Source organism: Pseudoalteromonas sp. Scap03 (assembly GCF_013393115.1).
In the GTDB taxonomy this organism is placed as follows: domain Bacteria; phylum Pseudomonadota; class Gammaproteobacteria; order Enterobacterales; family Alteromonadaceae; genus Pseudoalteromonas.
On the sequence record NZ_VDEU01000001.1, the window covers coordinates 183,571 to 208,332 of the forward strand.

The 24,762-nt window shown below is 40.2% G+C and carries 27 protein-coding genes and 1 riboswitch; of the genes, 10 read left to right on the forward strand and 17 right to left on the reverse strand.

From position 1 onward, the window contains the following. Positions 1–37: 37 nt before the first annotated feature. Positions 38–358, forward strand: a complete 321-nt coding sequence (locus FHG08_RS00825) for a BON domain-containing protein (protein ID WP_178956557.1) — start codon at positions 38–40, stop codon at positions 356–358. Positions 359–799: 441 nt separating this feature from the next. On the opposite strand, the gene FHG08_RS00830 is transcribed toward FHG08_RS00825, so the two are convergent. Both FHG08_RS00830 and yaaA read right to left on the reverse strand, forming a co-directional pair. Continuing rightward, on the reverse strand, positions 800–1,759 hold the full coding sequence (locus FHG08_RS00830) for a mechanosensitive ion channel family protein (RefSeq protein ID WP_138606631.1): 960 nt from the start codon (positions 1,757–1,759) through the stop codon (positions 800–802). 106 nt (positions 1,760–1,865) lie between these two features. Continuing rightward, positions 1,866–2,645: a peroxide stress protein YaaA gene (gene yaaA, locus FHG08_RS00835; RefSeq protein WP_013465813.1), complete on the reverse strand. Its 780-nt coding sequence runs from the start codon at positions 2,643–2,645 to the stop codon at positions 1,866–1,868. A gap of 218 nt (positions 2,646–2,863) precedes the next feature. Between yaaA and tal the strand changes: the two genes are divergently transcribed. Together tal and FHG08_RS00845 are read left to right on the forward strand one after the other, a co-directional pair. Beyond that, positions 2,864–3,814 (forward strand): transaldolase, encoded by a 951-nt coding sequence (tal, locus tag FHG08_RS00840; RefSeq protein WP_008110647.1) that lies wholly within the window; start codon positions 2,864–2,866, stop codon positions 3,812–3,814. Between the two features lie 227 nt (positions 3,815–4,041). Then, the gene (locus FHG08_RS00845) at positions 4,042–4,230 is read left to right on the forward strand and encodes a DUF3545 family protein (protein WP_008110646.1); all 189 of its coding nucleotides are present in this window, start codon (positions 4,042–4,044) and stop codon (positions 4,228–4,230) included. 59 nt (positions 4,231–4,289) lie between these two features. Here FHG08_RS00845 and ung read toward each other — a convergent pair whose 3' ends face one another. The 8 genes from ung to FHG08_RS00885 form a co-directional block, all read right to left on the reverse strand. Continuing rightward, positions 4,290–4,952, reverse strand: coding sequence for a uracil-DNA glycosylase (gene ung, locus FHG08_RS00850; protein WP_016900536.1), 663 nt, complete (start codon positions 4,950–4,952; stop codon positions 4,290–4,292). Beyond that, entirely contained in the window at positions 4,949–5,797 is an 849-nt protein-coding gene (locus FHG08_RS00855) for a cobalamin-binding protein (protein ID WP_178956558.1), read from the reverse strand. Before FHG08_RS00855 ends, ung begins: the two co-directional genes overlap by 4 nt. Beyond that, positions 5,797–6,396 (reverse strand): cob(I)yrinic acid a,c-diamide adenosyltransferase, encoded by a 600-nt coding sequence (gene cobO, locus FHG08_RS00860; RefSeq protein ID WP_010391538.1) that lies wholly within the window; start codon positions 6,394–6,396, stop codon positions 5,797–5,799. Before cobO ends, FHG08_RS00855 begins: the two co-directional genes overlap by 1 nt. Then, positions 6,389–7,870: a cobyric acid synthase gene (locus FHG08_RS00865; RefSeq protein WP_178956559.1), complete on the reverse strand. Its 1,482-nt coding sequence runs from the start codon at positions 7,868–7,870 to the stop codon at positions 6,389–6,391. Before FHG08_RS00865 ends, cobO begins: the two co-directional genes overlap by 8 nt. Next, complete coding sequence (locus tag FHG08_RS00870) at positions 7,870–8,880, reverse strand: iron ABC transporter permease (protein ID WP_178956560.1); 1,011 nt, start codon at positions 8,878–8,880, stop codon at positions 7,870–7,872. The genes FHG08_RS00865 and FHG08_RS00870 overlap by 1 nt, the downstream gene beginning before the upstream one ends. A gap of 1 nt (position 8,881) precedes the next feature. Further along, on the reverse strand, positions 8,882–9,694 hold the full coding sequence (locus tag FHG08_RS00875; RefSeq protein WP_178956561.1) for an ABC transporter ATP-binding protein: 813 nt from the start codon (positions 9,692–9,694) through the stop codon (positions 8,882–8,884). A gap of 73 nt (positions 9,695–9,767) precedes the next feature. Beyond that, positions 9,768–9,898, reverse strand: a riboswitch (cobalamin riboswitch). Between the two features lie 57 nt (positions 9,899–9,955). After that, on the reverse strand, positions 9,956–10,885 hold the full coding sequence (locus FHG08_RS00880) for a porin (RefSeq protein WP_010391543.1): 930 nt from the start codon (positions 10,883–10,885) through the stop codon (positions 9,956–9,958). 163 nt (positions 10,886–11,048) lie between these two features. After that, complete coding sequence (locus FHG08_RS00885; RefSeq protein WP_008467766.1) at positions 11,049–11,918, reverse strand: LysR family transcriptional regulator; 870 nt, start codon at positions 11,916–11,918, stop codon at positions 11,049–11,051. A gap of 89 nt (positions 11,919–12,007) precedes the next feature. Here FHG08_RS00885 and FHG08_RS00890 point away from each other — a divergent pair, with 89 nt between their 5' ends. Then, positions 12,008–12,382 (forward strand): DUF413 domain-containing protein, encoded by a 375-nt coding sequence (locus tag FHG08_RS00890; RefSeq protein ID WP_138606645.1) that lies wholly within the window; start codon positions 12,008–12,010, stop codon positions 12,380–12,382. A gap of 86 nt (positions 12,383–12,468) precedes the next feature. Continuing rightward, on the forward strand, positions 12,469–13,701 hold the full coding sequence (locus tag FHG08_RS00895) for a response regulator (protein ID WP_138606647.1): 1,233 nt from the start codon (positions 12,469–12,471) through the stop codon (positions 13,699–13,701). 3 nt (positions 13,702–13,704) lie between these two features. On the opposite strand, the gene rarD is transcribed toward FHG08_RS00895, so the two are convergent. Both rarD and FHG08_RS00905 read right to left on the reverse strand, forming a co-directional pair. Beyond that, complete coding sequence (gene rarD, locus FHG08_RS00900; protein ID WP_178956562.1) at positions 13,705–14,625, reverse strand: EamA family transporter RarD; 921 nt, start codon at positions 14,623–14,625, stop codon at positions 13,705–13,707. A gap of 51 nt (positions 14,626–14,676) precedes the next feature. Further along, complete coding sequence (locus FHG08_RS00905) at positions 14,677–15,132, reverse strand: thioesterase family protein (protein ID WP_171039605.1); 456 nt, start codon at positions 15,130–15,132, stop codon at positions 14,677–14,679. 142 nt (positions 15,133–15,274) lie between these two features. Between FHG08_RS00905 and recQ the strand changes: the two genes are divergently transcribed. From recQ to FHG08_RS00925, 4 genes are all read left to right on the forward strand, one after another. Next, positions 15,275–17,098, forward strand: a complete 1,824-nt coding sequence (gene recQ, locus FHG08_RS00910) for a DNA helicase RecQ (protein ID WP_054201899.1) — start codon at positions 15,275–15,277, stop codon at positions 17,096–17,098. A gap of 7 nt (positions 17,099–17,105) precedes the next feature. Then, complete coding sequence (locus tag FHG08_RS00915) at positions 17,106–17,390, forward strand: DUF3630 family protein (RefSeq protein ID WP_010391549.1); 285 nt, start codon at positions 17,106–17,108, stop codon at positions 17,388–17,390. Positions 17,391–17,529: 139 nt separating this feature from the next. Then, positions 17,530–19,248, forward strand: coding sequence for a POTRA domain-containing protein (locus FHG08_RS00920; protein ID WP_178956563.1), 1,719 nt, complete (start codon positions 17,530–17,532; stop codon positions 19,246–19,248). Between the two features lie 64 nt (positions 19,249–19,312). Continuing rightward, positions 19,313–19,888, forward strand: a complete 576-nt coding sequence (locus FHG08_RS00925; RefSeq protein ID WP_010391553.1) for a mechanosensitive ion channel domain-containing protein — start codon at positions 19,313–19,315, stop codon at positions 19,886–19,888. 53 nt (positions 19,889–19,941) lie between these two features. Here the strand turns inward: FHG08_RS00925 and FHG08_RS00930 are convergent, their stop codons facing one another. The 3 genes from FHG08_RS00930 to FHG08_RS00940 all read right to left on the reverse strand — a co-directional run bounded on the left by FHG08_RS00930 (position 19,942) and on the right by FHG08_RS00940 (position 22,381). Further along, the gene (locus FHG08_RS00930) at positions 19,942–21,000 is read right to left on the reverse strand and encodes a succinylglutamate desuccinylase/aspartoacylase family protein (protein WP_138608439.1); all 1,059 of its coding nucleotides are present in this window, start codon (positions 20,998–21,000) and stop codon (positions 19,942–19,944) included. Then, the gene (gene rimK / locus FHG08_RS00935; RefSeq protein ID WP_008467750.1) at positions 20,987–21,892 is read right to left on the reverse strand and encodes a 30S ribosomal protein S6--L-glutamate ligase; all 906 of its coding nucleotides are present in this window, start codon (positions 21,890–21,892) and stop codon (positions 20,987–20,989) included. The genes FHG08_RS00930 and rimK overlap by 14 nt, the downstream gene beginning before the upstream one ends. A 66-nt stretch (positions 21,893–21,958) precedes the next feature. Continuing rightward, positions 21,959–22,381 (reverse strand): ATP-dependent zinc protease, encoded by a 423-nt coding sequence (locus FHG08_RS00940; protein ID WP_010391555.1) that lies wholly within the window; start codon positions 22,379–22,381, stop codon positions 21,959–21,961. Between the two features lie 249 nt (positions 22,382–22,630). Here FHG08_RS00940 and FHG08_RS00945 point away from each other — a divergent pair, with 249 nt between their 5' ends. Then, positions 22,631–23,602, forward strand: a complete 972-nt coding sequence (locus FHG08_RS00945) for a zinc transporter ZntB (RefSeq protein WP_138608437.1) — start codon at positions 22,631–22,633, stop codon at positions 23,600–23,602. Positions 23,603–23,668: 66 nt separating this feature from the next. Here the strand turns inward: FHG08_RS00945 and rraB are convergent, their stop codons facing one another. Beyond that, complete coding sequence (gene rraB / locus FHG08_RS00950; RefSeq protein ID WP_008110603.1) at positions 23,669–24,004, reverse strand: ribonuclease E inhibitor RraB; 336 nt, start codon at positions 24,002–24,004, stop codon at positions 23,669–23,671. Beyond that, positions 24,004–24,717, reverse strand: a complete 714-nt coding sequence (locus FHG08_RS00955) for a 1-acylglycerol-3-phosphate O-acyltransferase (protein WP_178956564.1) — start codon at positions 24,715–24,717, stop codon at positions 24,004–24,006. The genes rraB and FHG08_RS00955 overlap by 1 nt, the downstream gene beginning before the upstream one ends. Positions 24,718–24,762 lie beyond the last annotated feature (45 nt).

Sequence of the window (24,762 nt, forward strand, 5' to 3'; positions counted from 1 at the left end):
CGGCGATAATTTTTCAAAACACATTAAGGATATAGTTATGAGTCGCATTAAATTTACTATCGGTTTTATTTCGTTTTGTTGTTTATTTTTATTAGTCTCTGCTTTTAAAGTTAGTGCAGCAACGCATTTAGCGATAGTGAGTAGTGTGGCCACACAAGCTACTTTACAGCAATCTATTACTCATGAATTACGTACTAACCCAAACCTAGAATTAAAAAATTTAAACGTACAGGTTGAAAATGGCGACGTTGAACTTAAAGGCAAAGCTAATAACGGTTTTGAACGTGCTCTTGCACAAAAATTTTTAGAAAATATGGATGGGGTTAAAGTCATTCGTAACAAAATTAGTGTGATTTAATACATCTCCTTCTTAACTTATTCTTCAGCGCTGCTTGTTGCTCCAACACAAGCGGCGCTTTTTATGGCCTGCAAGATATAATTTAATGCAGAACATACTCCCGAGCCAGTATAAATAGCTTGATTAAAAGCCTTTTAGTTTACGCGCCAATCGCGACGCTCATTGCAGCTACTTATACCATTGAATCCTTTACTCAAAGACACTTCTATATAGGGCTTGCATCAAGCTTGAGAACATATTCGATTAATTAAATAATCTATTTTGAAATGAGAAACCTTATCGATATAGTTTTCTAATTGAGACGCTTTTAACTTAGTTAACGCAAGGCTTTAGTTACTTCCGAACATCAATTAATTATAATAAAAAGCGCGTTTTTACTTTGTAAAAACGCGCTGATAGTCAGTAAGTTTTTCCTACCGCTTTACCCTTGTAAATTTAAAATTAATTGCTTTCCTGGCTTGTATCAGTGTTGCTATCAGCCTCTTTACTAGTTGACTGCTGACTTATTTTATCGCTTATCATGGCATCGAGTTTTTCACCGCCTTTAATACCGAAATCCAACGTACGAATAGGAAACGGAATACTTATATCAGCAGCATCGAGTGCTTGCTTTACTGCCACAACACCTTTGTGACGCACCGTCATAAAATCGGGCTCACCAGGGTATTTAATCCAAAACCATACCAATAAGTTTATACTGCTATCACCAAAGCCTTCTGCGTACACCGCGGTCTCATCTTTGCGGATCACAAAGTCGAATTGATTAATTTTTTCGACAATAACTTCACTGGCTTTTTCTATATCGTCAGCGTAAGAAATACCTACTGGTACTTCTATTCTTCTGACCCCTAAAGTGCTGTAATTACGCAGTACATTTCTAAATAGTATTTTATTAGGAACCAGTATCAACTGCCCGTAAAAGCTCTCTATTAGTGTGTTACGTAAATTTATTGAATGCACTGAACCAAATACGTTATCGGTCTCGATAACATCACCCGCTTTGAACGGTTTACGAATACCCATAGCAATACCCGCAATTAGGTTTTCGGTCATATCTTGAAAAGCAAAACCAATGGCGAGACCAACAATACCTGCACCCGCAAGTAGTGACGTAACGGTACTTTTTAAACCCATAAAATCAAGGGCAATAAAGACTCCTACACTCAAAACAATGACTTTAAAAATGGAGGCCATTAAGTCGGCAATTTGAGTAGAATCGAGGGAACGACGCAATACTTTTTTCATTCCTTTGCCTGCAAGGCGGGCAATAAATGAAAATATAATCGCAATAATCACCGCGACTATAAAGTTAGGGATATGACTTATAACAACATCAAACCAACCGCCGAGCTTCTCTTCTATGAGTTTTTCGGCTTCTGTAATTGAGGGAATTGAGAGCATTTGTTTTTATACCTTAGTTTGGGTTAATAACCTAAGGTCTGCAAAAATAGCGCCAAAATAAAAAGCCATGCAATGCATGGCTTTTTAAACATTTTAAAAAAGTGTGTTAGCTTTGCTCTTCGCGCAAAAATACCGGTTCAAGTTCTTTAGTGGTTGCTTCTGAGCTAAAGTAATAACCGGCCACGGTAAACTCTTTAAGCTGACTTAATTGCGTGACTTGGTTTTCGATAAGGTAACGCGCCATCATGCCGCGCGCTTTTTTAGCGTAAAAGCTAATCACTTTATATTGGCCGTTTTTACAGTCTTTAAAATGTGGCGTAATAATTTGTGCGTTAAGCGTTTTTTTATCTACCGCTTTAAAGTATTCGTTAGACGCTAAATTAACTAAGTATTGTGCATCTTGTGCCGCTAAAACGTCGTTAAGTTTATTAGCAATAATACTGCCCCAAAACTCATATAGGTTTTTACCACGGCTGTTTTCAAGCTTTGTACCCATTTCCAGGCGGTAGGCTTGCATTAGATCAAGCGGTTTTAATAATCCGTATAAACCCGAGAGTATACGTAAATGCTCTTGAGCATAATCAAGTTGCTTAGCCGTTAGGGTGTCGGCATCTAAACCGCCATATACATCGCCATTAAAGGCAAGCACAGCCTGTTTAGCATTACTCGTAGTAAACGGTTGCGCCCACTCACTAAAACGTGCTGCATTAAGGCCCGCGAGCTTATCGCTAATTTTCATTAAACTGCCAATCTGCGCAGGAGTTAGTTCACGGCATACTTTCATGAGCGCTTCGCTGTGCTCAAGTAATTCAGGTTGAGTGAACTTATCTGTTGCGGGTGGCGTGTCGTAATCAAGATTCTTTGCTGGTGAAATAACAGTGATCATAGTTAGCTATTGACTTGTAAATTATTTAATGTCAATTTCAACATTAAATGAGACGAAAAGCACGTTTTGTTTAAAATTATCCTACCTAAAACTCAACCGTTACCGTTTTTTCATTGATAAGGACATAAGACCTATCAAGCATTGTCACACTGTTGCAGTATAGCTATATTAAGGTAGTTTAGATTTTCTTTTAACTTGCTTGGAATGAGGAAAAGCAAATGACTAGCGCTCTACAAAGGCTTAAACAACATTCTTCTATCGTGGCCGACACGGGCGATATAGAAGCCATAAAAAAACATCAACCTGAAGATGCGACTACCAATCCATCGCTGCTTTTAAAAGCGAGCGAGATTGAAGCTTACAAACCTTATCTAGATAAAGCATGGCAATACGCTAAAGAAACCGAGCAACAGCCTGCAAAACAACTAGAGCTGGCTTGTGATTATTTTGCAGTATTACTTGGTAAAGAAATTAGCGAAATTGTACCGGGTTATATTTCTACTGAAGTTGATGCACGTTTATCATTTGATACTCAAGCAACAATTAATAAAGCACATACGCTATTGAGCCTTTACGAAAAAGAAGGCGTAAGCAAAGACAAGATTTTAATTAAAGTAGCGTCAACATGGGAAGGCATTAAAGCCGCAGAACAGTTAGAAAAAGAAGGCACTAAATGTAACTTAACGCTTTTATTTAGTGATGCTCAAGCCCGTGCCTGTGCTGATGCAAACGTATTTTTAATTTCGCCATTTGTTGGCAGAATTTTAGATTGGCACGTAGCAAACGGTATGGAAAAACCAACCGACCCGCTACAAGATCCTGGTGTACAATCGGTGCGTAGTATTTTTGAGTTTTATAAACGTCACGATTACAAAACGGTTGTTATGGGCGCAAGCTTTCGTAACACCGGCGAAATTATTGCCCTTACAGGCTGCGATAAGCTAACAATTAGCCCTAATCTTTTAGAAGAGCTAGGTAATTTAGAAGACGCACAAGAATACTTACTAGAGAGCGATATTGCTAAAGAGCCAAAACCAGAGCCACTTAGCGAAGCACAGTTCCGTTGGTTACATAACCAAGATGCTATGGCTACTGAGAAACTAGCTGAAGGTATTCGCTCATTTGCAGATGCGCAAGAGCAATTAGAAGCACGCTTTAAAGCGATGTAACTAACAGCTGTTTAACGAATTTAAAAACGTCGCTTTTTAGCGACGTTTTTTTGTGCCTGCGATTTATTTTAAATACTCGACTTGTTCCTATTTACGTTCTTTTTGTATTGATCTTCATCAAAACACCACCCATTAGTAACAGTTTCGTCACATTTATATTCTATTTTATTAATAGCTGTGGTATAGATAATGCCGAGGTTCAAAAAGTGGTCAATAGGAGATAATCAATGGATAGCCTAAACGAAATAATAGAAATATTAGAAGGTTCTGATACATCGAAAAAAACCTCTCAAAAAAATAAAAAAAGAAAATGGCGCGAAATAGAAGCAATAAAAGATAAGCAACGTTTGCGCAAAGAACTACAGGAGCTCGACTATTTTGCTGATAGTATTGCTATTGATGAGTTAGAGTTTTAATCAACAACAGCAACTAAAAAGGCTTTCATTTATGAAAGCCTTTTTTAATACCAATTACCCTATACTTGCCAATTAATGGGCTGTGCTCCTTGCGCTATTAACAGCTCATTGGTTTTTGAAAAGTGCTGACAGCCAAAAAAGCCGCGATGCGCTGAAAGCGGTGAAGGGTGCGGCCCAGACAATACATGATGGCGCTGGCGATCAATGCTTTTACCTTTTTTTTGTGCATGTGCGCCCCACAAAATAAACACCACTCCTTGGCAATGCTCATTTATATGAGTAATTACGTTATCGGTAAATTGCTCCCAACCTAAATGTTTATGGGAATGGGCTTGCCCTTGCTCTACTGTTAGTACGGTATTAAGCAAAAACACACCTTGATCTGCCCAGCTTTGTAAATAGCCATGCTCCGGTGTAATAAAACCATTAATGTCCGTCACTAACTCTTTATAAATATTTTTAAGTGAAGGCGGGAGCTTTTTAACTTCAGGCAATACAGAAAAACACAAGCCATGCGCTTGCCCTTCTCCATGGTAAGGGTCTTGACCTAATATAACCACTTTAATGTCACTAAGTGGAGTTGCATCAAACGCGTTAAACACCTGCGGTTCTGGTGGAAACACAGCAATACCGTTTGATCGTTTATTCGCAACATATTCAAGGGTTTGCTGCATATATGCTTGGCTAAGTTCGTGATTTAAAAAAGATGACCAGTTGCTCATAATTGACTCTTAATAAGTTCTCTAGATACCTCAACTTTGTCACACATTTGTGCTAATCCATCAAGCATTCTAGGGGAAAAACGATGTAATAAATCCGCGTTAACGCTAATAAATTGCTCATATTTAACCGCCGGAATTTCAGGCCATTGCTGCCAATTAACTGTAGGTATTACCCGTTTTGATTTTTCATCAGGAATAATAATAACTTGTGGCTTAGTCACTATCACGTTTTCAATACTGATTTGTGGGTAATCTGTGTCGCTGTCGGCAAATACATTAGTTACTTGGCAGGTTTCGATTAACTGATTTATCCAGGTATTTTTTGATACCGTCATCATAGGCTCAGGCCACAGCTGATAAAACCCAGTAAGCGTGGTTTTATTATGCTGCGCGGCTTTAATTGCGTTGAGCTTAGCTGTAAATGCCTCTGCTACCTTTTTACTTTGCTCAATACGACCCGTTAATTGACCTAGTTTTAGTATTTCTTTAGCAACGCCTTCAATAGAGCGTGGATTACTTAAATGCAATTCAATCCCTAGTCGCTTAATTTGTGCTAAATCTTCTGCCTGATTACCGCTTTTCCACGCAATGACCATGTCAGGCTTGAGCATGAGTAACTTTTCGATAGAAATGCCATTATAGCCGCCGATACGCTCAATTTTAGTCGCCTCTTGTGGGTAATCTGCGTAATCCAGCGTGCCCACTATTAGATCACCCGCCCCAATGGCATATAAATTTTCGACTATGTGTGGTGCCAAAGCCACAATACGAAGCGGCTTGTCGGCTAAGGCTTGAGGTACATAAACAGCAAACAATAACAGCCCAAGAATAATGCGTTTTAACATTAGTAATCAAAGCCTTTTAGTGCTTTTACGCCCGACTCAAACGCATGCTTTACATTACGCACTTCACTTACGGTATCGGCCAGCTCAATTAAGGTACGGTGCGCAGCACGGCCAGTAATAATTACCGATTGCATTGCAGGTCGGTTGTTAATTGCAGCAACCACTTCCTCAAGGTCGATATAGCCATAGGTCACCATATAGGTGAGCTCATCGAGTAATACCACATCGATACTGCTGTCGCTTAGCATCCGCTTTGACTCTTGCCATGTTGCTTGTGCTGCCGCAGTATCGGCCTCTTTATTTTGCGTATCCCAAGTAAAACCTGTGTTCATAACAGCAAATTCAACTCCAGCACCTTGTAGTAAATTACGCTCACCACATTCCCATGTACCTTTAATGAACTGACATACCGCGGCCTTTTTACCATGGCCAACACAGCGTGCAACCACACCAAAACCAGAGGTTGATTTACCTTTGCCATTACCAGTAATAACCTGAAAAATGCCTTTTTCTTGCTGTGCCGCTGCTACTCGAGCATCAACTTGTTCTTTTACTTTTTGCTGGCGCTGTTGGTGCTTGTCGTTTGTTGATTCAGTCATTGTTATGTCCTTGGTAAATTTTAATAATTTGTTCAATGTTTAAATGTGTTTGGCACATTTCAGCGAGGCGTTCTAGCTGGCGCTCGCGATGCTCATTGATGCTGATACCACTAATTTCACTGTCTGGTTTTAGCCACTTTAATAGCAGCTCTGTAGCGGCTGCGTTGTCAAATAAGCCATGTAAATAAGTACCAGCAATGGCATTATCGTCACTAATAAAACCATCCGTAGTAAAGCCATTGGGGTGTTTATTAAAGTGAATAAGTGGTTTATTGAGCGCTTGACCTTTACTGATCCCAGCATGTATTTCGTAACCCTGACAAGCAACCTGCTGCTGGTTTAAACTAATAGTGGCGTTTACTTGGCTTAGCACTTTTTGTTCACCTAATGTGGTATCAAAATCACTAAGCGCTAACCCAGCTATTTGCCCTAATGATGATTCCACCGCATTAGGGTCACAAATCGTATTACCTAGCATTTGCATACCGCCGCAAATACCCAATACTTTGCCACCATAGCGTAAATGGCGTTTAATTTGCTTATCCCAGCCTTCATTTTTTAAAAATACCAAATCGCTGAGTACATTTTTACTGCCAGGCACAATAATTAAATCAACATCAGGAATTGTTTGAGTATGGCGCACATAGGTTATATTTATATTTGGGTGTAATCGCAGTGCATCAAAATCGGTATGGTTACTAATATGAGGCACTAGCAGCACCGCAATATTAATGCTGGCTTCGGTCACATTATTATCTATGGCAACGGCATCTTCGGCATCAAGTGCTAAATCGTGTAGGTAGGGTAACACCCCTAACACAGGTTTACCTGTATACTCTTCAAGCCAATCTAACCCGCCTTGTAATAGGCTAATGTCACCACGAAAACGGTTAATCACAAAGCCTTTTACCCGTGCTTGCTCTGATTCGCTTAATAGCGCCAAAGTCCCTACTAGGTGAGCAAACACACCCCCTTTATCAATATCAGCAATAATAATAACCGGGCAATCAACCTTTTCGGCGTAGCCCATATTGGCGATATCGTTTGCGCGTAAGTTAATTTCAGCTGGGCTACCAGCCCCTTCAACCAACAATAAGTCAAAGCGTTTAGCTAAACGATTATGCGAGGTTAATACCGCTTCCATAGCCACTTTTTTATAGTCATGGTAAGAGTCGGCTTCCATATTGCTAATAGCCCTACCATGAATAATAACTTGCGCGCCGGTATCACTATTGGGTTTGAGTAATATCGGGTTGAAGTCTATTTCAGGTGCTACTTTTGCCGCAACGGCTTGTAATGCTTGTGCTCTACCAATTTCACCGCCATCATGAGTTACGGCACTATTAAGCGCCATATTTTGCGGTTTAAACGGCGCAACATTAACACCTTGATTAGCAAACACTCTGCAAAGTGCTGCAACCAGGGTACTTTTACCCGCATCTGAGGTAGTGCCTTGTACCATTAGTGTTTTCATTATTGAACCACCAGCTGACGCTTACGAAAATACAATATACTTAAAAAGAATAGACTGCCGATAGCCGCCGTGATCACTCCGATTGGCAACTCTTGATTACTTAATAGTGAGCGAGCGAGCACATCGACCCACACCATAAATATTCCCCCGACTAATCCAGTCATTAATAATCCAACGCGGCTACCTTGAGAGATAAAAAAGCGCACTATGTGTGGCACCATCAAGCCAACAAAACCAATACCACCACAGTTGGCAACTAACACGGCCGTGATCAACGAGCTTAAAATAAGCATTAAAATTCTAAAACGATGTACTCTTACGCCAAGCGTTGTCGCACTTTCATCGCCTAACAACATGGCATTAAGCTGACGCCTAAAACCCAACATGATTATTGTACAGACTATAATGACTAAGACAGGTAATAGCAGCGACTGCCACTGTGCTTTAGCAAAACTACCTAAAGTCCAAAATAAAATAGCCGCGACTGCTTGTGGATCGCTCCAATAAAGTAACAAACTAGTAAAAGCACTAAATAAAAATGATAAGGCTACCCCCGCCAATAACATCGATTCAACTTGGGCATTACGCTGGCTGCCAGCAATTAAAATTAATAATCCCATCGCCACTAAACTACCGGTTAATGCCGCCCCAGATAGCGCAATACCCGCCCCTGCTCCCACAAAAGACATTAGTATAACCACACCTAATGAAGCGCCGGACGAAATACCAAATAAGTAAGGATCTGCTAAGGGGTTACGGGTGACTGTTTGTAGTATTAAACCTGCAATCGCTAAGCCACTCCCAGCTAAAAAAGCCAGTAAAGTACGTGGCATTCTTAATTCAATAATAATACGGCTGGTGAATAAAGCCTCGTTTGAAAAGGTTAAGCTTTGATATACATCTGCGAGCGACGTGGGTGCCGCACCAAAACTCAGTGCAATAAATAAACTTAATAGTGCGCATAGTAGCGCAGCGATTAATGCAACGGTATGGTTAGAAAAAACCGTCATATTATTGGTATCCATAATAATAAGTAATATGAGGAATAGCCTCACCCGAAGCTGCTGATTGAGGGTGAGTGCTCACTTGTGCACAAACGCCAAACACCTCATCCAGTATCTGCTCAGTGACCACTTTATTTGGCTTACCTGCATCAACAACTTTTCCATTTTTAATAACCACTAACTCATCACACATAGCAGCAGCTAAATTTAAGTCATGAAATGACGCAAATACCGTGATCCCTAGAGATTTAGCCAGCTCCATCAGTTGAATTTGATATTTCACATCAAGGTGACTAGTTGGTTCATCCATAATAAGAAGTTGCGGTTGCTGCACAATAGCGCGGGCAATAAAGGCTCGTTGCTTTTCACCGCCAGATAGCGAATCAAATAATTGAGTACTATGAGATTCAAGCCCCACATGGCTAATAGCCTGAGCTATTTTTTGTTTATCTGCTTGGGTGGTCGAACTGAATAGCGTTTTATGTGGCGTAAGCCCTAGAGCCACAACATCGAATAACGAGAGGTTAAATTGCGACGGTGTTTCTTGTAGCACAACGGCAACTTGCTTGGCGTAGTCTTCGCTTTTTAGTTGCCAAATATCGGTGTTATTAAATTTAACCTCTCCCGCTGACGGCTGATTAAATCGATACAAGCAACGCAGTAAACTCGATTTTCCCGCACCATTAGGACCAATTAAGCCAACAAACTTGCCACGCTCAATACTCAAATTAATATGCTCAAGGATTAAGGTGTTACCCACTCGCCAAGAGACATTATTAACGGTTAGAAGTGCAGTTTTTTTAGCGGTTTGAGTGTGCAAAAAATTATCCTAGGCAGGGAAAACCCACACTCAGTACCACAAGTACCAAAAAGAAAATGAGTTAACCCGCTCGTTATATGAAGTTTTAAGGCACTTGTATCTGACTTACAGTAAAACTGATTACAGTTACGGGTATAGTTGAGGAGTTTCACCTCATTCCAAATGCTTGGCTATTATGCGCAGATAAGTAAATAATTTAAAGCAAAAAAAACCGCACTCAGCTGAGTGCGGTTAAAAGGGAGTGTTTTAACTAAGGTTTAGTTAAAACTTATATTCCATACCTAAACCTAGGTAATCTTGGTCAACGTTGTTGTCCATATCAAAACTTGAGTAAAAGCCAAACACCTTAAGATTTTTGTTTAGCTTGTGATCAACACCTACCGATACTGCACTTTTATCATCGCTGTCATCAAAATCCATTGTTTGATATTGCACTTTAAAAGTGTTGCTACCCATTAGGTAAGCTGCATTCACTAAGTAACCGTCAGCTTCAGCGCTACCGTCTACTTTTTCTTGTGTTTGGTACATTGCACCAAGTCTAAAGTCTTCAATTTTACCTTGAACTGTTGCACGTACTACGTCGTAACCATTTACTTCACTATCAGCAGCAACAGCAGCGTATACAGCGCTCTTTTTAAGGCCAGCATCACCATAAGTTAACGCCACTGAGTAACCATTTTTGGCATCTTTATCATCTTCTGCAATAAATGAAGCTAATACTTTAAAGCCTTCATATGAGTTTGAAGCGTAAGATACTGAGTTACCTAAGCGGTTTTCACCTTTAAACGTGTTTTTAATATCACCTTCAAGGTCATTAAATAAATCAAGTTTACCTTGCGCCTGCTTTAGCGCGGTATCGTTACGGCCTATTACTACCTGACCAAATGAACCTTTAAAACCTACATATTGATTACGCGCTGAAATATTATCTTTATCGCCTTTTGAGTCAGCGTCCGACACATCAACCTGAAACTCAAACTTATAAACAGCTTCTAAACCGTCTGAAATTTTTTCAGACCCCTTAAGTCCGAAACGAGATGCATTACTTTTAATTTCAGTAAACGACCCTTCTCCATCATCAGATGATTGAACGGTTACATTCGCTTTACCGTAAATGTCTACTTCTGCAAGCGCATTAAAAGATAAACCACTAAGTAAGGCTAGGCATAGGCTCGATTTTGCAAATTTCATGTTATTTCCTCGATAAACACAATAGACTAATTTTTAAAACAGCAGCAGTGTGTCACCGCTAAATGACAAAAATATTACAAAGGACATATTTTTGTCTTTTTAAGTTAATAAAACTGCATTAAATCTGAAATCAAAATAACATCTAAAATATACCGTCTAACGACTACTTACTTTGTTTCAGTAAACTCGGTGTCATTTGCGACAGCAAATTAACCAGAGTTTCTATTAACTCTTTCTGTTCGTTATCTCTATGATAGGCAACAAATACATCTCTTGACGTATTTTCTACCCCTTTTACATGAAAAAGTTCGCCTTTTTCTAAATGGTCTTTAACTAATACCTGTGGAATAAACGCACTGCCGCCACATTGCAGTATTAAATCAAGGGCTATACGTCCGGTACTGGTTCTAAAATAAGGCGGCGTTTTACCGGTAAACTGACGGGCGTGCCAAAGAGAAAACGTAGTTCCCCAATCAACATAAACATATTGATTATCAAAAAAGTTATCGCCTGTTGCGGTATCGTAGCCACTAACCGGAATAATAGGTAGTTCACAAATTCGTTCAACAACGAGTTCGTCTACTTTTGGTGGATCAAATAAAATGGCTAGATCAAGGGTGCGCTCTAATAGTAATCGAGTACTCTCTTGTTGTGCTTTTACCTCTGCCACCAAAGATACACCGGGCATAGCCGATACTATATTTGTAATACCAAACTGTAAAAACGCATCCCAAATATTAGGAGTCCCAGCCAAGCTGATTTGCTTATGCATATTATCTGCAAGTGCAACATCCACTTTGGCCCTTTGCATTCCAGTAATAATCATTTGTGCATGCGGCAACAAGCGCTCACCCGGAGCCGTTAGTTGAATATTATTGCGCTGGCGAATAAATAAATTTACGCCTAAGCCCTGCTCTAATTGACGAATTCGAAAACTCACTGCAGACTGCGTTATGTATAGGTTTTCTGCCGCTTTACCAAAATGGCGAGTACGCACCACTTCAACAAATGTTTTTAATAAATCTATGTCCAATTTTTTATCCTCACGATAAAAATTTTTTGTTTAAAAAAATAGCGATTATGACCCATACTCCAGCTAATAATTGGTATGAGGGTACAGCTATGAGCAATGATATTTCACTACTTCGTCAAGCATTTGTTAGTCAACGTCAGTTTTATGATGATCAAAACTTTCCACGCGGATTTAGCCGCAGCGGACACTTTACCTTGTTAGAGGCAAGTATTTTAGAACAGCACGGTGTTGTTTTAAAAAGTTTGTATAACAAAACAGTTGAGCCGCAAAACGAATATCAACAACAATTTGTAAATGCAATAAGTGGCATCATAGAGCCAAGTAACCCCATTGAGCGAGCATGGGTTAAATACTTAAAGCTAACAACCTGCAAAACAAAATTTCATACATTATTTGGTCGCTCAAAAATTTCAGGGCCAACACCAATCAGCCAAGATTATTATTCTGAGGCTGACAATCTATAAGTCATTACAATAGTTGCTTTTTGGCGTTTTAGCAGTTACAACTTGTATAAGCAAACACTTTTGCAAAATTTAAACAAGGCTGTTACGTGACGCACAGAATACTTATTATTGAAGACACCCCTACTATTGCGCGAGTGCAAAAGCATATCGCGCAAAAAGCGGGCTACGAGGTTGATATTGCTCAGTCGCTGGCTGAGACTAAAGAGCTGATAAGTAAACATGCTTATTTTTGCGCAGTGGTAGACTTTATATTACCTGATGCCCCACAAGGGGAAGCGGTTCCCTGCACCGTTGCAGCAGATATTCCTACCATAGTTATGACAGGCAATATCGATAATCAAACTCGCGATACCGTCGAAAAATACCCTATTATTGATTACATTATCAAAGGCAATAAACAAGCTTACGAATATTTAGAAAAGCAGCTTTATCGCCTACCTCGAAATAAGCAGGTAAAAGTACTGGTTGTTGATGATTCAGCTTCAACACGCCAATATATTTGTAATTTATTAACACGTCATAAATATCAAATCTTTCAAGCAGCCGATGGCCTAGAGGCGCTTAAAGAGCTTGAAAACACCCCTGACATCTCTGTGATCATTACCGATAAAGAAATGCCTAACATGGGCGGTATTGAGCTATGTAATGAAATTAGGCGCATTTATAGTAATGACGAAAAAGCTGTTATTGGTATCTCAGGCGCTACATCGTCTAATTTGTCTGCTTTATTTCTAAAAAATGGAGCAAACGATTATCTATATAAACCTTTTAACAGTGAAGAATTTTACTGCCGGTTGAGCCAAAACGTCGATATGCTAGAGCATATCGAAACTATAAAACGCCAAGCCAATACCGACTATTTAACTAAACTCCCTAATCGCCGTTACTTTTTTGAAGAGGCTAATAAGTCATTAAAGCAGTTTAAAAAAGCAAAAATGCCGGCACAGCTCGCCATGCTTGATATTGACCATTTTAAAGCGATTAACGATACCTATGGTCATGATGCCGGAGATGAAGTGCTTAAAGGGCTTGCGATATGCTTTAATAAATATTTTGAAAACCAATTGGTTGCCCGTTTAGGCGGAGAAGAATTTGCGGTATTTTTTACTGAGCTAACCGAACAGGAGGCGCTAAAACGACTAGAGAGCTTCAGGCTTTTTATTGAGCTTAACAGTCATGAATTCAGTCAAGCAAACATCAAGTTTACGCTGTCGATAGGCTTCAGCAACAGTAAAACCTATCAGATTGACGAGCTATTAAAACAAGCCGACTTAAAGCTCTACAAAGCCAAAGAGTCGGGTCGTAATAAAGTGGTTTAGTTTTTAAACCACACCAGAGGCTACAATGGCCGCTTTTCTGCGTTTTCGCGATTGATGGTATGAGTCCCAACTAAAAATAGCCAATGCGCTCCAAATACACGCAAAGGTAATTACGCGCTCAGCATCAAACACCTCACCATAAAATACCACCGCTAAAATAAACATTAGGCTAGGCCCTATATACTGAAAAAACCCTAACGTTGTATATTGCAAACGCTTAGCCGCGCCGGTAAAACACAGCAGTGGCAGCGTAGTTACTATGCCCGCGCTCACCAATAATGCATTAGTTAGCCAATCATTCGCTGGTAAATTTGACGTTTCAGTCGGTACCATTAGCCACCAATAGGTAAGCGCCACGGGTAACAATATTAATGCCTCAATTAAAATCCCAGGCAGAGCATCAACTTGTAGCTTTTTACGTAATAAGCCATATAGTGCGAAAGATGTCGCTAATGAAAACGCTACCACGGGGAATGAGCCAAAACTAATTAGCTGTAACAACACGCCTGTAAAAGCTAAAGCAACAGCAACACCTTGCAACTTACGTAATCGTTCGTTTAAAAACACCATACCAAGCAACACATTCAATAGAGGATTAATGTAGTAACCTAGGCTGGCATCCAACATGTGATTGTTATTGATGGCCCAAATAAACAATCCCCAGTTAAACCCTAGTAAGGTCGAGGTAACAACTAACATCAAAATAAGTTTAGGTTGGATTAAAATGCGTTTAATTTTATCCCAGTAGCTGAGCACACTCACCACCACAATAAGAAACACCACTGACCAAATAACACGGTGCATTAAAATTTCAAATGCTGACACATGTTGGATCATCTTAAAATAAATGGGTGCGAGGCCCCACATAAAAAAAGCGAGGCAGGCAAAAATAGCACCCTTTCGCTGCTCGGTATCAATCGACATAGTAACCACTTGGTGATTTAAAAGGCCGTCAGTTTAACCCCCTCTCACTTTTTAGCCAACTAAATACGTGCCCGTTCCAAAAGCAATTTGTACTGACTTCTCGTTGTGCAACTCCATTCGACACACGCATACTTTATTTCCTGAGCGAATCAGCTTAGCACTAGCAATAAATACCTCGCCTTTGCCTGGACGTAAATAGTCGGTGCGTAAATCTATTGTCCCCAGTGTGGCTAACTTTTTATGTACACTGGGTAAATCTGCATCGTCTAGTTTTCCTATAACGCTGGCGGCAGCAAGCATTCCACCCACATTATCAAGTACCGCCGAAATAACCCCACCATGGAGAATTTTTTGCGCAGGGTTGCCTATTAATACATCTTGCCAAGGAAAGGAGATTTTAGCTTGTTCAGTACTAAGTGACTCCACCGCTATTTTTAAAAACTGGTTAAAAGGCATATTATTTACAAACAATGCCCCAACTTGTTCAATCAACATTTCTTTATTCATTATTATTCTCTATGTTTAAGGTGGTACGATGAGTAAAGCACAACTTAAAGCTGTTGTAACCTCCTCGATTATCATTACCGATGTTTACACCAAATAATGAAAGCTAAAGACATACTGATAAAAAACCACTAAAATAGCGCCGATGAATACACTAACTCCCTCTCCAAATACGCTGGTGCGTAAACCTGAAACTGTACTCAAACAAGTGTTTGGTTACAGCGAATTTCGCGACGGTCAAAGTGCAGTAATCGATGCTGCGATTAACGGCCAAGACTCGTTAGTATTATTGCCTACCGGTGGTGGTAAATCGGTGTGTTACCAAATACCCGCACTAGTATTAGAGGGGGTAACCATTGTTATCTCTCCGCTCATTTCTTTAATGCAAGATCAAGTAACTCAGTTACAAGCTCTAGGCGTAAAAGCCGCTTATATAAATAACAGCTTAGCCCGTGAAGAACAGCAGTTAGTCTATCAGCAGTTGCATCAGGGGCTAATAAAATTACTTTATGTTGCCCCAGAGAAAGTACTACAAAGGGAATTTTTAGAGCGCTTATCGCATTTAAATGTCAGTTTGTTTGCTATTGATGAAGCACACTGTGTTTCTCATTGGGGACATGACTTTAGACCTCACTATTTTAGATTAAATGAATTAAAGCAACGCTTTACACATGTACCTATGATGGCACTCACTGCCACCGCTGATAAAGCCACCCGCTTTGATATTGTTGAGCAACTCAAGCTACAGCAGCCTTATATTCATACCGGCAGCTTTGACCGCCCTAATATTCGTTACACCATAGAAGAGAAATTTAAACCTATGGTGCAATTACTGCGCTATTTGAAAGAACAAAAAAATCAAAGTGGCATTATTTATTGCACCAGTCGAAAGCGGGTTGATGATATTGCTGAAAAGCTTGCCGATGCAGGCCTTAATGCGGCTGCTTATCATGCGGGAATGAGTAACGAACAGCGTCAATTTGTGCAAACTGGATTTGCCCGCGACGATATTCAAATTGTGGTTGCCACCGTTGCCTTTGGTATGGGAATTAACAAGCCTAACGTACGTTTTGTATTACATTACGACATTCCAAAAAGTATTGAAGCGTATTATCAGGAAACCGGTCGCGCTGGACGTGATGGACTCGCTGCAGAAGCCATTATGTATTTTGACCCCGCTGATATAGGTCGGGTTAGACGCTTTTTTGAAGATATTGACGATGAACAACGCCGTCGTGTAGAAGAGCAGCGTTTTAATGCCATGGCCAGTTTTGCCGAAGCGCAGACTTGCAGACGTCAAATATTATTAAACTACTTTAGTGAATACCAACGAGAGCCGTGCGGTAACTGCGATATTTGCTTAAATCCACCAAAAAGCTTTGATGGCACACTGGTGGCCCAACAAGCTCTTTCGTGTGTGTATCGGGCACAGCAACGATTTGGCTTAGGTTACATTGTAGAGTTATTACGCGGCGCAAATACCAGCCGCATTCGTGATAACAACCATCATGAACTCAGCACCTATGGCATAGGTAAAGATAAAAGCAGTGAGTTTTGGCTCAGTATTTTACGCCAACTTATTCACCAAGGGCTACTAAGCCAAGATATAACCCAAGGCGCATCACTACGGCTTACCGAAGCTGCACGCGCTATTTTAAAGAGTGAGTATGCGCTACAACTGGCTGAACCACGCCTACAAGCTAAGCACGTTTATCAGGATAAATTAGCGCAGTTTAATTACGATAAAAAGTTATTTGCTCGCCTACGTGCATTACGTAAAGAATTAGCCGATGCCGATGACGTACCCCCTTATGTAGTATTTAACGATAAAACGCTGGCCGAAATGGCGCAGCTTATGCCTACCAACGACAGTGAATTTTTAAAAGTGTCGGGGGTTGGTTTTACTAAATTAAACAAATATGGCGGTGAGTTTTTAACCGCAATTCGACATTATCTAGCAACGCAATAAGCCCCTTATGACCGAACTTGAATACGATCACACACATCAATGCATTATTGTTAAACCAACAGAGTTGCCGCACGATGAAGACTTTGAGTTATGGGGAACGTTTTTTTTGCACAGCGATGAAATTAGCATTAGTGAATTTGCAGCTGGGGCTGATCGTCACCAACTGCGTTTTAACTATGCTAACCACACTTTTAATTTAAATTTTGAGCATTACAGTCAAAGTGTGTGGATTAACGGCGAAGGTCAAGATGCCGACAACCTATTGGCAGCGTTAACATTTTATTTAAGCTAAGGCCACGTCTATTTATCGCTAATACCTTATAATTGCTATAAAAAATAAACTAAATTGGCACTTTTACTTACATATTAATAACAATGATGTAAGCTAAGAGTAAGTGTTTTATTTTGCAAAATAGCGCTAAAGAGGGTCAATGCTAAATAGAAAATGGATTGCACGTAGTTGTTTTAGCCTTTCTATTTTGAGTATGTTTATGCTCAGCGTTTGCGCGCAAGAAACGCCACTAGCCCAAAGCTGCCAAAATGACGATTCATTGAAAACTTCTGAAATTAACTTGCGTCGACAAATCGAGTCTCAACCTCCATCGCTTACGATAAATAGTAACGCTAAAATTGCCTCAATTAATCTTAAACAACTTAATGTTTTTAATACCGAACTCGAAGCTGAAAACAACGCACTGTTTCGCTTTGCTAATCGTGCACATATACAAACTGAGCCTGAGGTTATTAAAAGCATTTTATTGTTTAAAGCGGGTGATACTTTTAATCAAAAAACCTTGGCTGAATCTGAGCGGCTACTGCGTAAACAAAACTATTTATATGACGCACAAATTGTTGCCAACGAAAACTGCGATGGCGATATTGATGTAACCGTGGTGACTCGCGATTTGTGGACTTTGCTACCCGAGCTTAGCTTTAGCCGCAGTGGTGGCGAAAATAAATCAAGTATCGGCTTTCGCGAGTCTAACTTATTTGGTTGGGGCAAACGATTATCGTTTGCTCGCAAAACCGACAGTGATCGTAATGGCTATTTATTTGTTTACGATGATCCAAATATCCTATCAACACGCTACAGAGGTCGTATAGAGTATGCCGATAACAGTGACGGTAAAAGCCACTTAGTTGAGCTAACTTATCCGTTTTACGCCATCGATACACCTTACAGTTATGGTGCCTTGAGTTACTCGACCCAGCGAGAAGAGGCGCTCTATCTCAGGGGCGATAAATTTAGTGAGTTTGAACAGACCACCGATCTAAATCAGGTATTTTTTGGTCACTCTAAAGCCCTTAGCCATAACTGGACACAGCGCTTGAGCCTAGGTTATATCGATGAGCAACAAACATTTAAAAGCATAGATGAAACCACTGTGCCGCTAGCTGAAAATAGGCAGCTTAGTTATCCTTATGTAAGCGGCCACTGGTTTGAAGATTACTTTATAAAGGTGCGTAACTTTGACAGTATTTACCGTACCGAGGATTTAAATTTAGGTTGGAATATAAAAGCTACGCTGGGTTATTCTGATGAATCAATTAGTAACGACGATAGCCGCGCTATTTACTCGTTTAACTTTAACAAAGCACATTTTAGTGGTGATAATACGCTATGGCGGTTTCACGCAGATATTCAAGGTTATTGGAATAAAGAACAAAAACAGCTTGAAAACTTAATCACCACCAGCCAAATTCAATATTATTTAAATACCAGTATTGATCAGTCTTGGTATGTAAAAGCCAGGCTACAATACGCAAAAAACCTCACCAACGATAAGCAGCTCACTCTCGGGGGCGAAACAGGTTTACGCGGTTACCCTATTGAGTTTCAACATGGCGATCGGAGTTTTTTAGTCAGCTTAGAAAAGCGCTACTATTGGGAGTATGACTTACTACAACTGTTTAAAGTGGGAGGCGCAGCCTTTCTAGATGTAGGTCGCGCATGGTATAACAATGACTCGAATACCCTGTATCAAGTTGAAAACACACCTGTACTTAAAAATGTTGGACTCGGTTTACGCCTTGCGCCAAGTCGCGCCAACGCGGGTACTATGATCCACCTTGATATTGCCGCGCCACTAAATAAATATAACGATGTTGACTCGGTACAATGGCTACTGAGCGTTAAAAATTCTTTTTAAATCACTACTGCGCACAAAGCTAACACGTTACACTTTGCGCCTATCATTATTGTGAGAATACGTTTTGGAATTAATCTCTCTTTTAGAGCTTGTGAGCACACAATATAAGTTAATCGTAACTGTAATTGCGCTGTTGAGTTTTCCGTTACTGTTAAAGCTAACTAAAAAATTACTCGAAAAAGCCATTAGAGGTAAAATCGACTTACACAGAAAATACCGAGCAGAGTTACTATTAAAAATAATACTCGCCTTTGTTATGTTGTGTTTAGTATTAGTTTTTTGGGGAATAGAGCTGCGTGGTTTATTAGTATTAGGTTCTTCCTTATTTGCCATGTTAGGCGTTGCGCTGTTTGCTGCTTGGTCTCTATTGAGCAACTTAACCGCGTTTTTATTGATGTTTATTCAAAATGACTGCCGTGTAGGCTATTGGGTTAGAATCGTGGATGGTGCCAATGCCATTGAAGGACGCATTATTGAAATGGGGCTGATGAATGTATTACTAGAACACGTTGATGGGCATAGGGTGATTTATCCAAATAACTTATTTGTTACCCGCCCAGTGTTAGTTCTCAATACAGAGCCAAAACCAACAAAGGCGCCTAAAATTAAACGTATTATTGGCCCAAAACCACGTAATTAAATAACAATTAAAAAAGCCGCTTAAGCGGCTTTTTTAATTTTTTACCAGTGAAGTTAATTATTCAGCTCAGCCGTTTTCAGTTCATCATCTAAGTCATTTATCTCATCAATAAACGTTTCTAGCTGCTGCTCTACCAGGCTATTTGCATGTGCAAAATAAGCAATGTGGAATACGGCATCGCCTTCATTTACTAGAGGCATGGTTTGCTGACCAATAATAATACCGCTACGTGGAGCGAGTAATTCAAGCTCAGAGTCGCCAAGTGGGCTACTTATATACGCCAGTATTTGCCCCTTTGTGACACGTTCACCTAACGATACTTGCGCTCTTACTATGCCGTCAACCTCAGCACGTACCCAACTTGTTGAACCAGCAATAATCGGCTCAGGTAGTTTTTTTGGTCGTTTACCGCGCATCATTTTTAAATGGCGCATAACATAATCAACCCCTTGTACTCCCGCAGCAATCGCAATCGGGTCAAAGCGCAGCGCCTCACCGGCTTCGTAGGTAATAACGGGTATGCCCAAATTAGCCGCTTCACTACGTAGTGAACCATTGCGCAGTGATGCGTTAATTACAGCTGGTGTGCCAAAGGCCTTAGCCATTTGCGCTGTAGCTTCATCGGCTAAATTAGCACGTATTTGCGGTAAGTTAGTACGGTGAATCGCCCCCGTATGTAAATCTATAATATGCGTACAGTGCACAGCAACTTGGTTAAAAAACATATACGCCATACGACCTGCTAACGAGCCACGTTCAGAACCTGGAAAGCTTCGGTTCATATCACGACGGTCAGGCAAGTAACGCGACTTATGAATAAAACCAAATACATTCACAATCGGCACCGCTATTAATGTGCCTCGTAGCTGGCTAGGGTCGATTTTAGCCAGTAGCTGGCGCACTACTTCAACTCCATTTAGCTCATCGCCATGTATTGCCGCACATACCATCAATACAGGGCCTTCCATTACACCATTGACCACTTCAATAGGAATATTAAGCGGTGAATGGGTATAAAGCTTTGCAGCTTCCAGCGCCAGTGATTTTCGCTCACCCACGCCAATACTTTCACCTAATAAGGTAAAAGGACTGTTAATTTTAACCTTTGCCACGTGTTGCTGTTCCTTTCACTGAGGCCGTTTTTTCGATGAAATCAATCACCATACCCGCGATATCTTTACCTGTTGCCACTTCAATTCCCTCAAGGCCTGGCGATGAGTTTACTTCCATAACCAAAGGACCACGAGATGAGCGAAGTAGGTCAACGCCAGCAACGTTTAAGCCCATTGCTTTTGCCGCTGCAACCGCTGTTTTACGCTCTTCTGGGGTAATACGCACCAGTGTAGCACTACCACCACGATGAAGATTAGAGCGGAACTCGCCTTCTTGCGCTTGGCGTTTCATTGCTGCAATCACTTTATCACCCAGTACAAAACAACGAATGTCTGCACCGCCAGCTTCTTTAATATACTCTTGCACCATGATATTGGCTTTTAAGCCCATAAATGCTTCAATCACACTTTCAGCTGCTTTACGTGTTTCAGCCAATACCACACCAATACCTTGAGTACCTTCCAGTAATTTAATAACAACCGGTGCACCGCCTACCATTTCTAATAAATCTTTTACGTCATCCGGCTTGCTGGCAAAGCCTGTGACCGGCATACCTACACCTTTACGTGATAGTAATTGCAAAGAACGTAATTTATCGCGAGAGCGAGAAATAGCCACAGATTCATTAACAGGGAACACTCCCATCATTTCAAATTGGCGTAATACAGCACAACCATAAAATGTAACCGATGCACCAATACGTGGCACGATAGCATCGAAATCTTTTAGATTTTCACCACGATAATGAATTTCAGGTTGCTCTGAGTTTATGTTCATATAAGAGCGTAACGCATCAATAACTTTCACTTCATGTCCGCGCGCCTCAGCAGCTTCAATTAAACGACGCGTTGAATATAATTTTTTGTTACGAGATAAAATACCAATTTTCATAGTTAAAACCTTAACTAAATTATGTTGAGTAAGCACATGTAAGTGTATTTACTACTCAACGAATCCTTATAATAAGTGTGATAAAGCCGGATCAACGACTATACGATTTTCCATTGCTGTGCGCCCTAACAACATTCTAAACTTCATTGACGCACGACTTGTTAATGTAATTTCTATTGGCCAACTAAATTCGCCTGCATGCAATGTAGTTTCAATAAAGTAACGCAATTCTTTTTGGCCACTAGAGCTGGTAACGTACTTCATTTTTTTAACTTTGGCATTGCAGGTAATTTGCGTTTGCTCGTCTTCTTGCAATGGTTGGGCTGTAAATTTAACCCACTTTTCGCCATCTACTTCGTACTCTTCAATATTAATTGCATGAATACAGGAAGTACGCGCACCAGTATCTATTTTTGCTTTAATTTGCTCGATACCTAGCTCGGGTAAACTTAACCACTCACGCCAACCAACTGTTATTTTTGTCGTCATAAATGCGCCCTTAGTAAAAAAGTGTTTTATACGCTACCGCTAATAAAACACCAGCAAAATAAATTCATCCACTCGATAAGTCGATTTGATTGATCTTTTAAGTTTACTCGGTTAACAATGCCCTCTAATGTGTACACTTAACCATAGGCTAAAAAATAACTTTTTGTTGCTTAACTCTTCAAAGTAAAGCTAAGTTAAATACACTACAGTAAAACTGTATTAAAAACATACTATTTATGAGAAATTATTATGATTAACGGCTTACTTCATGCGCTTATTCTTGATGAACAAGGCGGCGCTCGCCCAATAGAAAACAGTAAACAATTACATCAATGGCAACCTACTGATGGAAAACTGTGGGTACATATGGATTACAGTCAAAAAGAAGCCGTTGATTGGTTAAAAAACTGCGGCCAATTAAACGACTACGAACTTGAATCACTTACCGCAGATGAAACACGCCCTCGTATTACTCCTACAATGAATGGCCATATGCTGTTTTTACGTGGAATCAATTTAAATCCAGCGCAAAGCCCTGAAGACATGGTGTCTATTCGCTTATTTATTAATAAAGATGTGGTGATCACTACCCGTAAGCGCCGATTATTGTCAGTGCAAGATATTTTAACCTCGTTGAATAATAATGAGGGGCCTAGCAGTATTTCTGAACTAGTGTGTAGCTTAGCGCAAAAGTTAACTTCACGTATGCAAACGGTAATAGATGAACTAGATGAAAGCTTAGATGAGTTTGAAGAAGAAATTGATGAGCCTAGTAAAAAGTTTGATAACCAGGGCTTGTCGCAACTTCGCCGTCAAACAATCGCGCTAAAACGGTACTTAAAACCACAAAAGGAAGCGCTCAGCAACATGGTTAATAATCATTACTCGTGGCTGTTTGACGATGATAAAGCCAAGCTAAATGAAACCACCAATTTACTTATTCGCTATTTAGAAGAGCTCGATAGCTCAATAGAGCGTGCACTCGTTATTCAGCAAACCATTACTAACCAAGTGTCTGAGCAATTAAATCAGCGTATGTATGTGATGTCGGTGGTGGCTGCTTTATTTTTACCACTAGGATTTTTGACTGGGTTATTGGGGGTCAATGTTGGCGGTATTCCTGGCACAGACAGCCCCTATGCATTTACTGCATTTGTGGTGTTTTTGGTTGTTTTGACTGGTGGGATTGGTATTTACTTTAAAAATAAAAAGTGGCTGTAATTACAACGCAGATCTAACAGCACAAAAAAGGCGAACATAATTGTTCGCCTTTTGCATTGGTAACCCTTACTCTTGAAAGTAAGTGCCCCAACCGTCGTATTCTACGTCGCATTCAACAGCAAGTTGTGCAAGCTTATCAACGTCTTCCATTATAACGTCAACATCTAATTCGGCTTCAACAACAATGTCAAAACTCCAAATCTTTTCGCCGTCTTCAAGCTCAAGTTCTGCTGGCTCTTCTACATCGTAACCTAGTTTAAACGCAGCAAGTGCAGCTTGTTCTAACTTAGTAAAATCTTCACATACAAAGTGGTGTTCTACTTCATAAAGAATTTCCGGATCGGAACCATCTTCAAGTAATGAAGTTACGATGTCTTCACTTATTTCACGCCAGTTTTCCATTATTTCTCTCTCACTTGAGCATCTAATTCTGTTATTTTAGCAGCCATAATGCTGTGCACACTTTTAGCGTGCTCACGGGCACTGATACTGTTATCAAGTGCTATGGGGGCTAACATTTCAATGTAAATTGTACCATTATCCCAGCGATTTAGTTTAATGGTTTTATCGGTTGTGTTCATACATACTGGCACAACAGGTACCTCTGCACTCATTGCTGTATGAAACGCACCGGTTTTAAAAGGGAGTAAACCACGACCATAACTACGCGTCCCCTCAGGGAACATCCACACCGATAAGCCTTTTTGTTTTATTTTAGCCGCTGCTTTAGAAATAGTGCCTGCCGCTTTAGAGCGATTTGCTCTGTCGATTAAAATATTACCCGACAACCAATAAAGCTGACCAAAAAATGGGATCCACTTCAGACTTTTTTTGCCAACACTCACACAATTTTTTGGCACCATGGCTGGAACAGTAAATAAATCATAGCTATTTTGGTGATTCGCTACATACACAGCAGGCCCCACCTTAAGCGCATCGGGATGATATTTTAGTTCTAATTTAACCCCAAGCATTTTAGCCATTGAACCAAACCAACTTGCAATAACGTGCACATTATTAGGATGAAATGGTCTAAATATTGATAATAACAAACCAAAAAAACAACTTAACAATATAAACAACAGCATTATTAAAATACGTATAACAGCTAGCAAATGCGCCTCTCCAATATAACCACAATCATGTATTGCTCTATTATA

Coding starts and splice junctions, on each gene's coding strand:
- FHG08_RS00825 (WP_178956557.1), top strand. CDS start 38: ATGAGTCGCATTAAATTTACTATCGGTTTTATTTCGTTTTGTTGTTTA.
- FHG08_RS00830 (WP_138606631.1), bottom strand. CDS start 1,759: ATGCTCTCAATTCCCTCAATTACAGAAGCCGAAAAACTCATAGAAGAG.
- yaaA (WP_013465813.1), bottom strand. CDS start 2,645: ATGATCACTGTTATTTCACCAGCAAAGAATCTTGATTACGACACGCCA.
- tal (WP_008110647.1), top strand. CDS start 2,864: ATGACTAGCGCTCTACAAAGGCTTAAACAACATTCTTCTATCGTGGCC.
- FHG08_RS00845 (WP_008110646.1), top strand. CDS start 4,042: ATGGATAGCCTAAACGAAATAATAGAAATATTAGAAGGTTCTGATACA.
- ung (WP_016900536.1), bottom strand. CDS start 4,952: ATGAGCAACTGGTCATCTTTTTTAAATCACGAACTTAGCCAAGCATAT.
- FHG08_RS00855 (WP_178956558.1), bottom strand. CDS start 5,797: ATGTTAAAACGCATTATTCTTGGGCTGTTATTGTTTGCTGTTTATGTA.
- cobO (WP_010391538.1), bottom strand. CDS start 6,396: ATGACTGAATCAACAAACGACAAGCACCAACAGCGCCAGCAAAAAGTA.
- FHG08_RS00865 (WP_178956559.1), bottom strand. CDS start 7,870: ATGAAAACACTAATGGTACAAGGCACTACCTCAGATGCGGGTAAAAGT.
- FHG08_RS00870 (WP_178956560.1), bottom strand. CDS start 8,880: ATGACGGTTTTTTCTAACCATACCGTTGCATTAATCGCTGCGCTACTA.
- FHG08_RS00880 (WP_010391543.1), bottom strand. CDS start 10,885: ATGAAATTTGCAAAATCGAGCCTATGCCTAGCCTTACTTAGTGGTTTA.
- FHG08_RS00890 (WP_138606645.1), top strand. CDS start 12,008: ATGAGCAATGATATTTCACTACTTCGTCAAGCATTTGTTAGTCAACGT.
- rarD (WP_178956562.1), bottom strand. CDS start 14,625: ATGTCGATTGATACCGAGCAGCGAAAGGGTGCTATTTTTGCCTGCCTC.
- FHG08_RS00905 (WP_171039605.1), bottom strand. CDS start 15,132: ATGAATAAAGAAATGTTGATTGAACAAGTTGGGGCATTGTTTGTAAAT.
- recQ (WP_054201899.1), top strand. CDS start 15,275: ATGAATACACTAACTCCCTCTCCAAATACGCTGGTGCGTAAACCTGAA.
- FHG08_RS00915 (WP_010391549.1), top strand. CDS start 17,106: ATGACCGAACTTGAATACGATCACACACATCAATGCATTATTGTTAAA.
- FHG08_RS00920 (WP_178956563.1), top strand. CDS start 17,530: ATGCTAAATAGAAAATGGATTGCACGTAGTTGTTTTAGCCTTTCTATT.
- rimK (WP_008467750.1), bottom strand. CDS start 21,892: ATGAAAATTGGTATTTTATCTCGTAACAAAAAATTATATTCAACGCGT.
- FHG08_RS00940 (WP_010391555.1), bottom strand. CDS start 22,381: ATGACGACAAAAATAACAGTTGGTTGGCGTGAGTGGTTAAGTTTACCC.
- FHG08_RS00945 (WP_138608437.1), top strand. CDS start 22,631: ATGATTAACGGCTTACTTCATGCGCTTATTCTTGATGAACAAGGCGGC.
- rraB (WP_008110603.1), bottom strand. CDS start 24,004: ATGGAAAACTGGCGTGAAATAAGTGAAGACATCGTAACTTCATTACTT.